We start from the raw sequence: 15495 nt of genomic DNA on the forward strand, positions 1-15495 counted from the left end.
TGCCATCCCTTCCTGTGCCGCGAGATGGGCCGTCGACGACGGCCCGTCCCCGTGCGTGCCGCGTGGGGCGTTCTGACTAGGCCGCGTTGGCGGTGGCGCGGGCGACCAACTGTGCCACCACCGGGTAGGGCTCGCTCCGTACCTGGAACTGGCCGACGATCTCCACCAGGTCGCCGGCCTGCTGTTCCATCGCGCGTGCCGCGGCGGTGGCTTCCTCGACCAGGGCGGCGTTCTGTTGGGTGGTCTCGTCCATCTGGGTGACGGTGTGGTTGACCTGTTCGATGCCGGCGGACTGCTCCTGCGAGGCGGCGGCGATCTCGCCCATGATGTCGGTGACGCGCTGCACCGAGGCCACGATGTCCTGCATCGTCGTGCCGGCCTGGGCGACCAGCGCCGAGCCCGCGCTCACCCGCTCGACCGAGTCGTCGATCAGCGTCTTGATTTCCTTGGCCGCGCTGGCCGAGCGCTGGGCGAGGGTGCGCACCTCGCTGGCGACCACGGCAAACCCGCGGCCCTGTTCGCCGGCACGCGCGGCCTCGACGGCGGCGTTCAGCGCCAGGATGTTGGTTTGGAACGCGATCCCGTCGATGACGCCGATGATGTCGGCGATCTTCTTGGAGGCTGCCTCGATGCCGTCCATGGTGGTGACCACCTGGCCGACCACCGCGCCGCCCTGCGAGGCGACCGAGGCGGCGCCGGCGGCGAGCTGGTTGGCCTGGCGCGCATGCTCTGCGTTCTGCTTCACCGTGGCGGTCAGTTCCTCCATCGACGCGGCGGTTTCCTCCAGGCTGGCGGCCTGCTGCTCGGTACGGCGCGACAGGTCGTCGTTGCCGCTGGCGATCTCGCCTGCGGCGGTGTCGATGCTGGCCGCGGCCTGCTGGATGCGGCCGACCATGTCGGTCAACTGCGCGACGGTGGCGTTGGCGTCGTCGCGCATCCGCGCGAACACGCCGTGGAAGTCGCCCTGCATGGTCTGGGTCAGGTCGCCGGCGGCGATCGCGCGCAACAGCTGCGACAGCGCTGCCAGGTTGGTCTCGGTGCCGGTCATCATCGTGTTGAGGTTGGCGACCATGCCACGGAAGGCATGCTGGAAGCGCTGCTCCTCGCCGCGGCGGGAGAAATCGCCCTGCGCGGCGGCGCGCACCAGCAGGTCGATCTCGTGGTTGATCGCGCCGAGGTTGCGCTTCACCTTGGCCATGGTCTCGGTCAGGATCGCCATCTCGCCCGGGAACTGCTCCAGGTCGCGGCTGAGGTCGCCTTCGGCGTACTCGCCCATCAGCGCGATCAGCCGCTGCTTGACCGAAATATGGCTGTGCACCAGCGCATTGGTGTCGCGCACCATGCGCCCGTAGTCGCCGGGGAAGCGCGCCTCGTCCATGCGGAAGCTGATCTGGCCGGCGGCATGCTGCCGGGCCATCTCGGTCTGCGCCTGGATCACCGTGCGCAGTTCCTCCTGCATCTGCCGCATGTCGTTGAGCAGCGACGGTGCCTGCGTGCGCAGCCGCACCTCCTGCGACAGGTCGCCGCTGGCGATGCGTCGCACCACGTCGGCCGCGTAGGCCGGCTCGCCGCCGAGCTGACGCATCAGGCTGTTGCGGACCAGCAGGCCGAGCAGGATCGCGGCGACGATGCCGATTAGCATACCGCCGAGGCTGGTCCATTCGCCGGACTGCGCACGCGCCTCGCTCTCGGCCTTGCGCACCTGCAGCAGCGCGCGTTCGGCGTCCTCGTACTGGCCGATCGTGGCGCGCAGCCCGTCCATCTGCTGCTTGCCGACGGTCCGGAACGCGTCCAGCTGGGCGTCGTCGCTGTCGGCAGCGGTGTTGCGCATGTGCTCCACCGCCTTGCGCTTGGTTGCCATGAACTGCGTGTAGTCCTGCATCAGGGTCTGCAGGCGCGCCTGCTGCGCCGCGTTGTCCGCGGTCAACTGCTTGGACTCCTGCCACTGCGCGCTGAACTCGCGCTCGCCCAGTTCGAGTGGGGCCAGGTAGGACGGGTCGCGGGTCAGGGCGAAGCCGCGCGCGCCGCTCTCGATGTTGAGCAGGCTCACCAGCATGCGGTCGCCTAGGGTGATGACCTTGTAGGTGTGCGCGTCCAGCGCTGCGGCGCTGGTGAACTTGCGGAAACCGATCAGGCTGGTGATGCCGACCAGCAATAACATGGCGATCACGCCGCAGAAGCCGATTGCCAGGCGCTTGGTGACGGTGAGATGATGAAAGGACACGCGAGATCTCCGGAAGATGCAAGAGAGCGGCGCTACCGACGCCATTGCCGCAGGGACGGCAACGCGGCGCGGATCAGCGGGGGAAGTTCGGGCAAGGGCCCGCATCGGTATCGGCCGCGTTCCCTGGATCTTTAGGGCTGTGTTCGCCGGTCGCATCGGGCGCATCGCACAGGCCATGGCACCTGCACGCAGCGCCTCGTGTCGCCGTTTTCTACGCAAGCGCCGATCAAGCACGGGTGAAGCGCGCAGCGCGCATGGCGTGAGCGTGGCGTGAGGCGATGGCGCTGTGCCGCGTAGCGAGGGCGAGTGGAAATCCCGGGATGCCCAGGTGCTCGCACGGTGCGAAAGGGATGCTGTGCAATGCCCTCGCTGAGGGTGCGCGATCGCGCGGTGCGCGAACGACGGACACAAAAAAAACCGCGCGAGTGCGCGGCTTTTTTCATGCTGGCGTGTCGGCGCCGACCGATCGCCGGACGCGGTCGCTCAGAACTTCGCGTCGAACTCCCCGGCGTAGCCGGTGTTGGCGATCAGCTTCTGCAATGCATCGCTGACCTTGAGGTTGCCGGCCACCACTTGGAACTGCGGCGGGCCGCGGTCGTCGATGCGGCCCAGGGTGCCGCCCTTGAAATCGGTGACGCGGCCGCCGGCCTCGCGCACCAGCAGCACGCCGGCCGCGATGTCCCAGGCCTTCACCCCGGCTTCGAAGTAGGCGTCGCTGCGACCGCAGGCGACGTAGGCCAGGTCCAGCGCCGCCGAGCCGGTGCGGCGGATGTCCTCGGCCTGCACCAGCAGCGCGTCCACGCACTTCAGCTGCGGGCTGGCGCGCTTGCGCTCGCGCGGGGCGAAGCCGGTGTGGACCATGGCGCCGTTGAGTTCCTTGCGCTCGCTGACGCGGATGCGGCGGTCGTTGAGCACGGCGCCGTTGCCGCGGCTGGCGGTGAACAGTTCGTTGCGCAGCGGATCGAAGATCACCGCGTCCACCGGCTCGCCGTTCTCGACCAGGGCGATCGACACGCAGTAGTGCGGGAAGCCGCGCAGGTAGTTGCTGGTGCCGTCGAGCGGATCGATCACCCACATGTAGCGGCCGCCGCCCTGCACGCCGCTCTCCTCGCCCATCACGCCGTAATCGGGGTAGGCGCGGCGCAGCTCCTTGACGATCACCTTCTCGGCATCGGCATCGACTTCGCTGGCGTAGTCCATGCGGTCCTTCTGCACCACGTTCAGCGCTTCCAGGCGGTTGATGTGGCGCAACAGGACGTTGCCGGCGAGGCGGGCGGCCTTGACCATGACGGTGACGGCGGGTTTTTGCATGGCAAGCGCTCCCGAAAAGGCGGAGGTGGGTCTGGAGGAGGAAAAGAGCAGTCCGGCGCCAAGGCCGGCCGCGCAGTTTACCATCTACACCCCCGTTCGCTTCGTCTGCCGTGCCGCCATGACCGATTCCCTGCGTATCCGCTTCGTCCTGGTCGGGACCCAGCATCCCGGCAACATCGGTGCGGCGGCGCGCGCGATGAAGACCATGGGCCTGTCGCGGCTGGTGCTGGTGGCGCCGGAGTGCGAGCTGGACACCGAGGCCTACCGGCGTTCGGCCGGGGCCGAGGACCTGCTGCAGCAGGCGCCGGTGCTGCCGGCGCTGGCCGACGCGGTGGCCGATTGCCGGCTGGTGCTGGGCTGCACCGCGCGCAGCCGCCGCGTGTCGCTGGAGGAATTGCTGCCGGCCGATGCCGCGCAGCGGCTGACCGCGGTCAGCGCCGAGCCGGCGGAAGTGGCGCTGGTGTTCGGCCGCGAGCGCACCGGCCTGACCAACGAGGAACTGCAGCTGTGCCACGCGGCCGTGCACATTCCCTCCGATCCGGCGTTCAGCTCGCTCAATCTGGCCGCGGCGGTGCAGGTGCTGGCCTACGAACTGCGCCTGGCGCAGCTGCGCGGTGCCGCCCCGGCGCCCGCGCCGGCCCCCGGCTTCCGTGAGGCCCCGGCCAGCCATGCACAGGTGGAAGGGCTGTTCGGGCAGTTGGCCGAGACCCTGGACGACATCGACTTCCACAAGGGGCGCGCCCCGGACTCGGCGATGCGCAAGCTGCGCCGGCTGTTCCTGCGCACCGAGCTGACCGAGCAGGAAGTGCGCCTGCTGCGCGGCGTGCTGTCCGATGCGCAGCGCATGGCGCGGCTCGCCGGACAGGCCGGACACTGAGGCCGGGCAGGGCACGACGGCGCCCATCGCGGCGCGCGTCATGGCACGTTCGCCTGGGGTCTGCCGCACGCGCGGTAGGCGCCATTCTGTGACGCTGTCACCGGCATGCGCTTTCGGCTAGGCTTTGCAAGGTCTACTTGGGGATCGTGGTTTGTCCAGTTCGTGTTGGCGGGTGGTCGTGGTGTGGCTGGCGCTGGCGATCTGCTGGCCCGCGTCCGTGCACGCGCGGCCCTCGGTCCTGGTGCTGGGACGCATCAGCGACAACCCCAAGGCCCATTACGAGCAACTCAAGCCACTGCTGGACTACGTGGTGCCGCGCATGCGCGAGGTCGGCATCACCTCCGGGCAGATCCTGATGGCCCGCGACAGCCAGCAGATGAGCAGCTACCTGCGCCGTGGCCGCATCGACTGGGTCACCGAGACCGCGGCCACGGCGATGGCCCTGGAGCAGCGCGGCGGCGCCAAGCCGCTGCTGCTGACCGAGCGCAACGGCGTGCGCCAGTACCACACCGTGTTCTTCGTGCGCCGCGACGGGCCCGTGCATGACCTGGCGGACCTGAAGGGACGTACCCTGGCCCTGCAGAGCGCGCTGTCCACCAGCGCCTACATGGTGCCGATGATGACCCTGTTCGAGCACGGCCTGCATCCGGAGATCCTGCTCTCGACCAAGGACCAGCCCTCGGCGGAGACGGTCGGCTACGTGTTCGCGCGCTCGGAACTCAACATTGCCGCCTTCGTGCACAAGCACTTGGTGGATGCCGGCGCGTTCAGCAATCTCGACTGGGACGACGACCGCCGCATTCCGCCGGCGTTCCGTCGCGACTTCCGGGTGATCTACCGCAGCGAGCCGTATCCGCGTGCGATCGAAATGGTCCGCAACGACCTGCCGAGCGAGGTGGAGACGCGCCTGCGCGAGGTCCTGCTGCACGCCGCCGACGACCCGCAGGGACGCGCCGCGCTGCGCCAGTTCTTCGGCACTTCCGGTTTCTACCCGATCGATCCGGCGTCGCAGAAACGCCTGGACACGCTGCGTGCCGGTGTGGCGCGGGTGAGGCTGGAAGTGGAATGAAGACGATGCGTTTCGGGTTGCAGGCCAGGTTCCTGCTGGCCATGGGCGTGGCTGCGCTGCTGGTGATGGCGATCCTGGCCCTGCTGCTGGAGCGCCAGGCGGCGATGCAGCACGAGGTGCGCACGCTCAGCGGCAATGCCATCCACGACCTGTTCGACAGCAGCATGCGCACCCGCGGCGAGTCGCTGGCGCGGCAACTGGCGGACTCGCTGGCCAACCCGGTGTACTACTCCGACCTGGACGCGATCGGCACCCAGGTGCGCGGCGCGCTGGGCTACGTCGCGGTGGCCTATGTGCTGGTCTACGACGCCGACGGGCGGCTGATCCACGACGGCAGCGAGGACCTGCTCGACTATGGCCAGCGCATGCGCGGGCCGATGGCCGACGCCGCGATCCGCGCCAAGGGCCTGCTGGCGCAGGAGTCGCCGGAGTTCCTCGACGTGTCGATGCCGATCATGATCGGCGACCAGCGCGTGGGCGGGGTGCGGGTGGGCATGTCCTGGGCGCGGGCGCAGGAATACGAGCGCAAGGCCGGGCAGAACCTGGACCAGCGCCTGGGCGCGCTGGGCAAGCGCCACCTCGGCTGGCTGCTGCTGTTGCTGGCCGCCCTGGGCCTGACCGCGGCGATGGTGACGGTGTACGTGCAGCGCACGCTGGTGGCGCCGTTGCGCTGGATGGCGGCGGCGGCGCGCCAGATCGAGGCCGGCAACTACGCCGTGGAGCGCCGCGACAGCGGCCGCCACGACGAGGTCAGCGAATTGCTGCGCGCGTTCGGGCGCATGAGCGAGGCGATCGCCCGGCACGACCGCGACGTGCGGCACATGGCCTACACCGATGCGTTGACCGGGCTGACCAACCGGCTCGCGTTCCGCGAGGCGCTGGACCACCGCATGCTGTCGGCACGCGCCTCGCAACGCCGCTTGGCGCTGCTGTTCGCCGACATCGACGATTTCAAGCGGATCAACGACACCCTGGGCCATGAGGCCGGCGACGAAGCGCTGCTGCAGTTCGCGCGGCGCATCCAGCTGGCGGTGGAGCAACTGGGCGGCGACGACGCGCTGCTGGCGCGCTTCGGCGGCGACGAGTTCGTGATCCTGGTGGAGGATGCGCAGGCGGCCAAGGTCGCCACCGCGCTGGCGCAGCGGCTGGTGCAGGAACTGCGCGAACCGCTGCGGATCCAGGGTCGCGAGGTGTTCATGGGCACCTCGATCGGCATCACCGTCTACCCGGGCGATGCCGAGGACGCCTCGGCGCTGCTGAAGAACGGCGACATCGCCATGTACCAGGCCAAGCTGGCCGGCAAGAACTGCCACCGTTTCTACAGCCGCGCGATGGACTATGCGGTGGAGCGGCGCGTGCACATGGAGCACGAACTGCGCGGCGCCTGGGAACGCGACGAACTCAAGCTGGTCTACCAGCCGATCTTCCGCACCCAGGACCGGCGCATGGTCGGCGTGGAGGTGCTGCTGCGCTGGCAGCATCCGGCGATGGGCACGATCTCGCCGACGGTGTTCATCGACGTGGCCGAGCAGAGCGGGCTGATCGAAACCATCGGTCCCAAGGTGCTGCGCGCGGCCTGCAGCGAGGCCACCCAGTGGCGGCGTACCGACGGCAGCCGCGACCTGTTCGTCTCGGTCAACGTCTCGCCGCGGCAGTTGCGCAGCGGCGACCTGCCCGAACTGGTGGCCGACTGCCTGCGCGACTCCGGCTTGCCCGCGGCGCAGTTGCACCTGGAACTGACCGAGACCGCGGTGATCGGCGACGAGCTGCAGGCGGCGAGCATGCTGGCGCGGCTGCACCGCACCGGGGTCAAGGTCTGGCTGGACGACTTCGGTACCGGCTTCTCCGGCCTGAGCCACCTGCGCCAGGTCCCGGTGGACGGGGTCAAGATCGACAAGAGCTTCGTCGCCGACCTGCAGCGCGATCCGGACGACCTGGCGCTGACCACCGCGATCATCGCCATGGCGCATTCGCTGGATATCACCGTGGTCGCCGAGGGCATCGAGCAGGAGGCGCAGTTCGAGCTGTTGCGCGAGCGCGGCTGCGAATTGGGGCAGGGCTTCTGGCTCAGCCGCCCGCTCAGCGCGGAGGAATTCCGCCAGTTGCTGGCCAGCGAGGACGCGCCGCCGGCCGATGCCTGAGTGCTGCCGCGGCACCGCGGCCTGCGGCCGCCGCGCGCGCGGCGACCGTCGTCACGCGGGTCAGGGCAGCAGCGGGCGCTTGCCGGTGTCGCCGGCGATCTCGCGCACCAGCTTCGGCACCAGGTAGCCGGACAGGCGCGCGGCCAGCGCCTGGTGCAGCGCCAGCGCGGTGGCGTCGTCCACTTCGAAATGGGCCACGCCCTGCACCCGGTCCAACTGGTGCAGGTAGTAGGGCAGCACGCCGGCGGCGAAGCTGCGCTCGCTCAGCGCGGCCAGTGCCTCCACGCTGTCGTTGACTCCGCGCAGCAGCACCGCCTGGTTGAGCAGCTGCGCGCCGGCCTCGCGCAGGCGCGCCAGCGCGGCATCGACGCCGGCGTCGAATTCGTTGGCGTGGTTGGCGTGGATCACGAACGCCAGCGGCCACGGCAGCGCACGCAGCCAGGCCAGCAGCGGCGCGTCGACGCGTTCGGGCAGCACCACCGGCAGGCGGCTGTGGATGCGCAGGCGCTTGAGCTGCGGCAGCGTCGCCAGCGCCTCGGTCAGTTCGGCCAGTTTCGGCGTGGCCAGCGACAGCGGATCGCCGCCGGACAGGATCACTTCCTCGATGCTGGGATCGGCGGCGATCGCCGCCACCGCCGTGCGCCAGCCGTCGCGCGCAGCGGTCTCGTCGGCATACGGGAAATGCCGGCGGAAGCAGTAGCGGCAGTGCACCGCGCAGCTGCCGGTGGCCACCAGCAGGGCGCGGCCGCGGTACTTGTGGATCACTCCGTCGGCTTTCTTGGCCGCCGTGTCGCCGACCGCATCCAGCGAGAAGCCGGCGACCCGGCGCTGCTCGTCGTCGATCGGCAGGACCTGGCGCAGCAGGGGGTCGTGCGGATCGCCCGGGCGCATGCGCGCGACGAAGCTGCGCGGCACGCGCAGCGCGAACTGCGTCGCAGCCTGTTCGGAGACGCCCAGCGCCTGCGGATTCAGGTCCAGCAGGGCCAGCAGCTCGCGCGGATCGCGCACGGCGTCGCGCCAGGCCTGCTGCCAGCGCGGCGGCGCGGCGGTGGGCAGGGGCGGGGACGGCTGCATCGGGCGGGGGGCTGCGGTTATCATAGGCGGTCATCACACGAGCGCCCGCCGTTGCGGCGGAGCTTCCATTCTATCCGGCCGGCCGCCGAACGCGGCGGGTTTGCCTTACCCGAGGAGTTTCAGATGGCCAGCTACGGCATGAACGACGTCAAGAACGGGATGAAGATCCTGGTCAACAGCGAGCCTGCGATCATCACCGATACCGAATACGTCAAGCCCGGCAAGGGCCAGGCGTTCACCCGCGTCAAGTACCGCTTCATCAAGTCCGGGCGCGTGGTCGAAATGACCATGAAGGCGACCGACAGCGTGGAAGCGGCCGACGTGGTCGACACCGACATGCAGTACCTGTACAGCGACGGCGAGTACTGGCACTTCATGCAGCAGGAAACCTTCGAGCAGGTGCAGGCCGACAAGGCCGGCGTCGGCGACGCCGCCAAGTGGATCAAGGGCGAGGAAGATTGCGTGGTCACGCTGTGGAACGGCACGCCGATCCAGGTCACCCCGCCGAACTTCGTCGAACTGAAGATCGTCGAGACCGACCCGGGCGTGCGCGGCGATACCTCCGGCGGCGGCGGCAAGCCGGCGACCCTGGAGACCGGCGCGGTGGTGCGCGTGCCGCTGTTCGTCGGCCAGGAGGAAGTGATCCGCGTCGATACGCGTTCGGGCGAATACGTCTCGCGCGTCAAGTAAGGCGACGTGCCCGCGGCCGCCGCCGGCCGCGGGCATGCGCACGCGCTGGCGTGCGGCAGCGAGGCAGCGCCATGCGCCGGAGCGCCGCGCGGCGGTGAAGGACCACCTCGCTCCCAAGGAACCCCCGTGACCACCAGCCACGCCGACAGCGCCGACAGCAAGTACCCGCACGATCGGGTCGTGTTCTTCAGCGATGCGGTCTTCGCCATCGCCATCACCTTGCTGGCGGTGGAAATCAAGGTGCCGGGACATGCCGAGGTCGAGGCCGCCGGCGGCATCCTCGCCGCCCTGCACCGGATGCTGCCGCTGTTCATCGGCTTTGCGGTCAGCTTCCTGGTCACCGCGCTGTTCTGGAAGTCGCACCTGCAGCTGTGCCGCCACATCCGCCAGTTCGACGACCGGCTGAGCTGGCTCAACGTGCTGCAGCTGTTGCTGATCGGCCTGCTGCCGTTCTCCACCGCGCTGTATTCGGATTATTTCGGCAGTCACGAGGCCTTCTCGGTGTACTGCGCGCACCTGGCCGCGATCGGCCTGGCCGGGTACTGGCTGCACGCCTATGCGGTGCGCAAGGAAGGCCTGGCGCAGCGGCTGGGCCCGCTGCAGGCGCAGGCGATGAAGCTGCGTGCGGCGGTGTCGCCGGTGGTGTTTGCGTTGTGCATCCCCGTGGGCATGGCCGCGCCCTGGCTGGGCCGCGTCGGCTTCCTGGCGATCTTCCTGCTGCAGTGGGGGGTGATGCGCGTGTACCAGCAGCGCATCCGCCAGGCCCAGGCGGCACCGGCACCGTGATCCTTCCTTTTCTAGAGCCCCTGCGATGACCTCCATTCCCGAATCCTGCGACCTGCTGATCGAAGCCGGCTACGTGGTCCCGATCGAACCACATGCGGTGGTGCTCGAAGACCATGCGGTGGCGGTGCGCGGCAGCGAGATCGTGGCGGTGCTGCCCACGGCCGAGGCGCGCACGCGCTTCGCCCCCGCACGCACCGTCTCGCGCCCGGACGCGGCGCTGCTGCCGGGCCTGGTCAACGCGCACACGCACAACCCGATGACCCTGCTGCGCGGCATCGCCGACGACTTGCCGCTGATGGTGTGGCTGCAGCAGCACATCTGGCCGGTGGAGACCGCGGTGATCGGCCCGGAATTCGTCGCCGACGGCACCGCGCTGGCCATCGCCGAGATGCTGCGCGGCGGCACCACCTGCGCCAACGAGAACTATTTCTTCGCCGACGTGCAGGCCGCCGTGTACAAGCAGCACGGCTTCCGCGCGCGGGTCGGCACGGTGATCATCGATTTCCCGACCGCCTGGGCCAAGACCTCCGACGAATACTTCGCCCGCGCCTGCGAGGTGCACGACCAGTGGCGCGACGATCCGCTGGTCGGCATCGCCTTCGCCCCGCATGCGCCGTACACGGTCAACGACGCCAACTTCGAGCGGGTACGGATGCTGTCCGACCAGCTCGAGGTGCCGGTGCACCTGCACACCCACGAGACCGCGCAGGAAATCGCCGATTCGCTCAAGCAGTACGGGCAGCGCCCGCTGGCGCGGCTGGACCGGCTGGGCTTGGTCAACGACCGCCTGATCGCGGTGCACATGACCCAGCTCACCGACGCGGAGATCCACCTGTGCGCCGAGCGCGGGGTCAGCGTGGTGCATTGCCCCGAATCCAACCTCAAGCTTGCCTCCGGGTTCTGCCCGGCCTGCGCACTGCAGCGTGCGGGCGTGAACCTGGCGATCGGCACCGACGGCTGCGCCAGCAACAACGATCTGGACATGTTCAGCGAGAACCGCACCGCGGCGATCCTGGCCAAGGCCGTGGCCAACGACGCCACCGCGCTAGACGCGGCCAGCACGCTGCGCGCGGCCACCCTGGGCGGCGCGCGCGCGCTGGGCTTCGGCGAGACGATCGGCTCGATCGAGCCGGGCAAGCAGGCCGACCTGATCTGCGTGGACCTGTCGGCGCTGGAGACCCAGCCGCTGCACAACGTGTTGTCGCAGCTGGTGTACGCCACCGGCCGGCAGCAGGTCAGCGACGTGTGGATCGCCGGCCAGCCCAAGCTGAGCCAGCGCGTGCTGGTGGACATGGACGTCGACGCGCTGGTCGCCAATGCCCGGCAGTGGCGCGAACGTATCCGCAGCGTCCACGCCTGATCCCCTATGTTCGCCGTGCCGCGCCGCGAGCGCGGCCCAAACGAGAGTCCGCCATGACCGCTTCCGCCGCCAACGCCTCCGCCAATTTCGATCAGGCCGAACTGGACAAGTTCGGCGCCCTGGCCACCCGCTGGTGGGACGCCGACGGCCCGCAGAAGCCGCTGCACGCGCTCAACCCGGTGCGCCTGCGCTACGTCGCCGAGCGCCTGCCGCTGCGCGGTGCGACGGTGCTGGACGTGGGCTGCGGCGGCGGCCTGCTCAGCGAGGCGCTGGCCAAGGAGGGCGCGCAGGTCACCGCCATCGACCTGTCGCCGGAACTGATCAAGGTCGCGCGCCTGCACCAGTTCGAATCCGGGGTCGAGGTGGATTACCGCGTGCAGTCGGTGGAGGACCTGGCGGCGGCGCAGCCGGCCAGCTTCGATGCGATCACCTGCATGGAGATGCTCGAGCACGTGCCCGATCCGGCGGCGATCGTGCGCGCCTGCGCGACCCTGCTCAAGCCGGGCGGACAGCTGTTCCTGTCCACCCTCAACCGCACCCCGGCCGCGTTTGCCCTGGCCATCGTCGGTGCCGAGTACGTGGCGCGGCTGCTGCCCACCGGCACCCACCGCTATCAGGATTTCATCAAGCCGGCGGAATTGGCTGCCTGGTTGCGCCAGGCCGAGCTGCAGCTGCGCGACGTCAGCGGCCTGGCCTACGAGCCGTGGCGCAACCGCGCGCGGTTGTCCTCGCGGACCGAGGTCAATTACCTGGCGTGTGCTGCAAAGCCGGGAATCGGGAATGGGGAATAGGGAAGCGCCGCTGCCGCGGCGAGGGTTTCCGCGGGTGGCGCTGTTCGATCTGGATGGCACGCTGCTGGACAGTGCGCCGGACCTGCTGGCCGCGGCCAATGCGGTGCTGGCCGAGCAGGGCCGCGCGGCGTTGACCCTGGCGCAGTTGCGGCCCGTGGTGTCCAAGGGTTCGCGGGCGATGCTCGGCGTCGCGTTTCCGGATCTGCCAGCGGCCGAGCGCGATGCGCTGATTCCGGTATTCCTGCGCCACTACGAGGCGCTGATCGGCCGGTATTCGCAGTTGTTCGACGGCATCGCCGAGTTGCTGCAGCGGCTGGAGGCCGCGGGCAGCGTGTGGGGCATCGTCACCAACAAGCCCGAGGCACTGGCGCGATTGATCCTGCCGCAGCTGCAGTGGGAGCAGCGCTGCGCGGTGCTGATCGGCGGCGACACGCTGCCCGAGCGCAAGCCGCATCCGTTGCCGCTGCAGATCGCGGCGCAGCGCCTGGGCGTGGCGCCGCATGAGGTGGTCTACGTCGGCGACGACGAACGCGACATCCTTGCCGCGCGCGCCGCCGGCATGGCCTCGGTCGCGGTGCTGTGGGGCTACCGGCTGGACGAGGACGACCCGCTGGCCTGGCGCGCCGATGCGATGGTCGCCGCGCCGGCCGAGCTGTACGACGCTGCGGCCTGGCCGGTCAGCGCAGCCGCTTCCTGAGACAGGGGCTGTCGCCGCGTTGGCGACGCCGCCGCGCGGAGGCCGCGAACGCCGCGTCGCCGCCTGCACGCCGACACCGCTCGGCATCCACCGGCCACGCACGTAAACTGCGCGTTCTGCGCGACAACCGCGCCCACTTCCCCGTTGCGCGATGCCTTCGTCGCGCGCGCTTGACTCCGGATTCACCGACCGCATGAGCAGTACGTCCGCCCTGGATGCCTTCCTCGACAAATGGCGCCGCCGTTGGCCGGAATGGGCCGTGGCCGAGGCCTTCGTGCCGGCGCCGCAGCGCGCCCGCACCGTGGCCTGGTTCGCCCTGCTGCAGGAATTCGACGACATCCTCAACATCGCCGGCGATCCGCTGCCGGCCGACGCCAAGCTGGCCTGGTGGGGCGAGGAACTGCGCAGCTGGGCCGGGCAGCGTTCGCGGCATCCGCTGGGCCGGGTGCTGGAGCCGGTGGCCGCGCCGTGGACGCAACTGGCCGAGGCCTTGCCGAGCCTGCCGCAGTCGCGCGCGGCCGCGGCCGACACGGCGCATGCGCTGGAGCGGCTGGAGCAGTTCGCGCAGGCAGTGGTCGCGGTCGAGCGCGTGTTGTTCGATGGCCCGGCCGAGGGCGCCGCGGTGCCGGTCGCGCTGCAGGTGCTGGCCCAGCGCCTGGCCGAGGCTGGCGCCGCCACCGCGCCGCTGGCGCTGCGCGGCGGCGATGAAGCGCAGCAGCGCCAGCGCTGGGCACAGGCGCTACTGAAGCCGTGGCCGCGTCGCGTGCGCGGGCCGCGGCCGCGACGCATCCTGTCGGCGCTGGCGCGTGCGCGCATCGCGCAGCAGGCGGCCACCGCGCCCAAGCCACCGGGGCAGATGGCGACGCTGTGGCGCGCCTGGTGGGCCGGGCTGGGCTGAGTCCGCCAGCCCGCGCCGCCGCCTTGCCTCAGGGCGCGCTGCCGGCGCCGCTGTTGGCGTACTCGTAGAAGCGATTGGCCGAGGTGCTGCAGCCGCTGCTGCAGTACGGCCGGCCGATGGTCGAGGCGTTCCACGGCGCGCTCTTGCGGATGTGGCCGCCCAGCGCCGAGTCGCGGATCACCACCTTGCCGTTGGGTGAGGTGCCGTCGACGTAGTTGGACAGGCTGCCCACGCTCTCGTCCCAGGCCCGCCCCAGCCATACCGTGCCGCTGCCCGGAGTGCCGACCGCATCGAAGGTGCTGCCGACGGCGAGGAAGCCGTAGCTGCTGCCCGGCCGGGTGCTGGGTGCGAAGATCACGCCGCCATCGTTGGCGCCACGACGCGCGGCGGTGTAGCGGATGGTGCTGCCGGCGAACACCGCCACGCCCGAGCCGAAGATGAAGTCGGTGTCGCCCTCGATGGTGCCGCCCTTGAAATAGGCGCGGATCACCGTGTTGGCGCTGCCGGCGCTGACCAGCAGGGTGTCCTGGTTGCCGGTCAGCACCACGTTCTCAATCACCGCCTTGTCGCCGCGCAACGCCAGCGCCACCGCCGACTGGTTGCTGCCGCTGTAGGTGCCTTCGACGTAGCTGTTGACGATCGCCAGGTTGCGCGCCTGGAACTGCGCGGCGCGTACGGTGACGGTGCCGCTGTCGGAGGTGCCGACGGTGCTGCTGGCGGCATTGCTGGCGCAGGGGTGGGTGGCGCTGCCGGTGGGCTTGGGCGTTGGGTTGGCATTGCCGAAGCGGATCGTGGTGCTGGCCGGGCTGCCGCCGAGGCCGAACAGGGTGAGCGGCGGCGCCGTGGCGGGGACGCAGACCAGTTCGGTGTAGGTGCCCGGCGCCACGCTGATGTAGCGGCGCATGCTGCCGCCGGCGGCGACTGCGGCGTCCACCGCGGCCTGCACGGTGCGGTAGCGGGTGCTGCCGTCGGCCGCCACCGCGTAGTCCGCCTGCAGCAGCGCGACCCCGGCGCTCGGATCCCAGTTGTCGGTGACCAGCGCGCCGATCGGGCCGGCCTGGGCCAGGTGGCGTGCGACGGTCTGGTTGGCCGCCTCGCTGCTGGTCAGTTGCGGGCGCGACGCGGTCCCGGTCAGGGCCGGGGCGTCGGTGACGACCCCCGCCGCCAGGGCGAGGGTGGAGGAAAGCAGCAACCAGCGCGATACGGTCATGGAAAGCCTCCGCTCAAGGATAAGGGCCCGCGGCGACGCTCGGAATGATACCGGTGTCATCCGGTCACGTGATACGGCGTCGTCAGCGGACCGGCGATGGTAGGGGCCTTTGCCTACCGCGTCCGGCCGATGCCGCAGCCAGCGATCGGTTGTGCCGTCTCCATCACGTTCGCCGTTGAGCGACGGCGCAGATCGCCGGGAGAGCAGGGGAGTTGCCGCACTTTCGGGCCGTCGATCGCCAGCCCGTCGCGGCACTGCGGCATGGATCTGCGCATGTAGGCCGATGCGGCGTCTCGGTGTGATGGCGGTGTGAATTTGGATACGAACGTCGTCGCGGCTTGCGCTACGCTCGACGCCCATCCCACTT

13 protein-coding genes are annotated in these 15495 nt (G+C 70.2%); 9 read left to right on the top strand and 4 right to left on the bottom strand.

The window, feature by feature from the left end; genetic code table 11:
* Positions 1-76: 76 nt before the first annotated feature.
* Both Q7W82_RS10900 and Q7W82_RS10905 read right to left on the bottom strand, forming a co-directional pair.
* Positions 77-2224 (bottom strand): methyl-accepting chemotaxis protein, encoded by a 2148-nt coding sequence (locus tag Q7W82_RS10900; protein WP_242159777.1) that lies wholly within the window; start codon positions 2222-2224, stop codon positions 77-79.
* Positions 2225-2707: 483 nt separating this feature from the next.
* On the bottom strand, positions 2708-3535 hold the full coding sequence (locus Q7W82_RS10905) for an inositol monophosphatase family protein (protein WP_242159778.1): 828 nt from the start codon (positions 3533-3535) through the stop codon (positions 2708-2710).
* Between the two features lie 118 nt (positions 3536-3653).
* Here Q7W82_RS10905 and Q7W82_RS10910 point away from each other — a divergent pair, with 118 nt between their 5' ends.
* The 3 genes from Q7W82_RS10910 (at position 3654) to Q7W82_RS10920 (ending at position 7622) form a co-directional block, all read left to right on the top strand.
* Positions 3654-4412, top strand: a complete 759-nt coding sequence (locus Q7W82_RS10910; RefSeq protein WP_242159779.1) for an RNA methyltransferase — start codon at positions 3654-3656, stop codon at positions 4410-4412.
* Positions 4413-4590: 178 nt separating this feature from the next.
* The gene (locus Q7W82_RS10915; protein WP_242159941.1) at positions 4591-5481 is read left to right on the top strand and encodes a phosphate/phosphite/phosphonate ABC transporter substrate-binding protein; all 891 of its coding nucleotides are present in this window, start codon (positions 4591-4593) and stop codon (positions 5479-5481) included.
* Positions 5478-7622: an EAL domain-containing protein gene (locus Q7W82_RS10920; RefSeq protein ID WP_242159780.1), complete on the top strand. Its 2145-nt coding sequence runs from the start codon at positions 5478-5480 to the stop codon at positions 7620-7622. Before Q7W82_RS10915 ends, Q7W82_RS10920 begins: the two co-directional genes overlap by 4 nt.
* A gap of 60 nt (positions 7623-7682) precedes the next feature.
* Here the strand turns inward: Q7W82_RS10920 and epmB are convergent, their stop codons facing one another.
* Positions 7683-8720 (bottom strand): EF-P beta-lysylation protein EpmB, encoded by a 1038-nt coding sequence (epmB, locus tag Q7W82_RS10925; protein WP_242159781.1) that lies wholly within the window; start codon positions 8718-8720, stop codon positions 7683-7685.
* Positions 8721-8819: 99 nt separating this feature from the next.
* On the opposite strand from epmB, the gene efp reads away from it, so the two are divergent.
* The 6 genes from efp to Q7W82_RS10955 all read left to right on the top strand — a co-directional run bounded on the left by efp (position 8820) and on the right by Q7W82_RS10955 (position 13918).
* A complete protein-coding gene (gene efp / locus Q7W82_RS10930) occupies positions 8820-9386 on the top strand; it encodes an elongation factor P (RefSeq protein WP_010343528.1) in 567 nt (188 codons plus the stop codon).
* Positions 9387-9512: 126 nt separating this feature from the next.
* Entirely contained in the window at positions 9513-10172 is a 660-nt protein-coding gene (locus Q7W82_RS10935; protein WP_242159782.1) for a TMEM175 family protein, read from the top strand.
* A gap of 25 nt (positions 10173-10197) precedes the next feature.
* Entirely contained in the window at positions 10198-11532 is a 1335-nt protein-coding gene (locus Q7W82_RS10940) for a TRZ/ATZ family hydrolase (RefSeq protein ID WP_242159783.1), read from the top strand.
* 53 nt (positions 11533-11585) lie between these two features.
* Positions 11586-12323 (top strand): bifunctional 2-polyprenyl-6-hydroxyphenol methylase/3-demethylubiquinol 3-O-methyltransferase UbiG, encoded by a 738-nt coding sequence (ubiG, locus tag Q7W82_RS10945; protein WP_242159784.1) that lies wholly within the window; start codon positions 11586-11588, stop codon positions 12321-12323.
* The gene (locus tag Q7W82_RS10950) at positions 12313-13020 is read left to right on the top strand and encodes a phosphoglycolate phosphatase (RefSeq protein ID WP_242159785.1); all 708 of its coding nucleotides are present in this window, start codon (positions 12313-12315) and stop codon (positions 13018-13020) included. The genes ubiG and Q7W82_RS10950 overlap by 11 nt, the downstream gene beginning before the upstream one ends.
* A gap of 193 nt (positions 13021-13213) precedes the next feature.
* Positions 13214-13918, top strand: a complete 705-nt coding sequence (locus tag Q7W82_RS10955; RefSeq protein WP_242159786.1) for a squalene/phytoene synthase family protein — start codon at positions 13214-13216, stop codon at positions 13916-13918.
* Between the two features lie 28 nt (positions 13919-13946).
* On the opposite strand, the gene Q7W82_RS10960 is transcribed toward Q7W82_RS10955, so the two are convergent.
* The gene (locus Q7W82_RS10960) at positions 13947-15128 is read right to left on the bottom strand and encodes a putative acyl-CoA thioester hydrolase (RefSeq protein WP_242159787.1); all 1182 of its coding nucleotides are present in this window, start codon (positions 15126-15128) and stop codon (positions 13947-13949) included.
* Positions 15129-15495 lie beyond the last annotated feature (367 nt).

It is taken from the genome of Xanthomonas indica (assembly GCF_040529045.1).
Classification (GTDB): Bacteria; Pseudomonadota; Gammaproteobacteria; order Xanthomonadales; family Xanthomonadaceae; genus Xanthomonas_A; species Xanthomonas_A indica.

What these genes read in the sequence shown, in the direction of transcription:
- ubiG (WP_242159784.1), top strand. Translation starts at nt 11,586, where the DNA reads ATGACCGCTTCCGCCGCCAACGCCTCCGCCAATTTCGATCAGGCCGAA.
- Q7W82_RS10910 (WP_242159779.1), top strand. Translation starts at nt 3,654, where the DNA reads ATGACCGATTCCCTGCGTATCCGCTTCGTCCTGGTCGGGACCCAGCAT.
- efp (WP_010343528.1), top strand. Translation starts at nt 8,820, where the DNA reads ATGGCCAGCTACGGCATGAACGACGTCAAGAACGGGATGAAGATCCTG.
- Q7W82_RS10955 (WP_242159786.1), top strand. Translation starts at nt 13,214, where the DNA reads ATGAGCAGTACGTCCGCCCTGGATGCCTTCCTCGACAAATGGCGCCGC.
- Q7W82_RS10905 (WP_242159778.1), bottom strand. Translation starts at nt 3,535, where the DNA reads ATGCAAAAACCCGCCGTCACCGTCATGGTCAAGGCCGCCCGCCTCGCC.
- Q7W82_RS10950 (WP_242159785.1), top strand. Translation starts at nt 12,313, where the DNA reads ATGGGGAATAGGGAAGCGCCGCTGCCGCGGCGAGGGTTTCCGCGGGTG.
- Q7W82_RS10920 (WP_242159780.1), top strand. Translation starts at nt 5,478, where the DNA reads ATGAAGACGATGCGTTTCGGGTTGCAGGCCAGGTTCCTGCTGGCCATG.
- Q7W82_RS10940 (WP_242159783.1), top strand. Translation starts at nt 10,198, where the DNA reads ATGACCTCCATTCCCGAATCCTGCGACCTGCTGATCGAAGCCGGCTAC.
- Q7W82_RS10960 (WP_242159787.1), bottom strand. Translation starts at nt 15,128, where the DNA reads ATGACCGTATCGCGCTGGTTGCTGCTTTCCTCCACCCTCGCCCTGGCG.
- epmB (WP_242159781.1), bottom strand. Translation starts at nt 8,720, where the DNA reads ATGATAACCGCAGCCCCCCGCCCGATGCAGCCGTCCCCGCCCCTGCCC.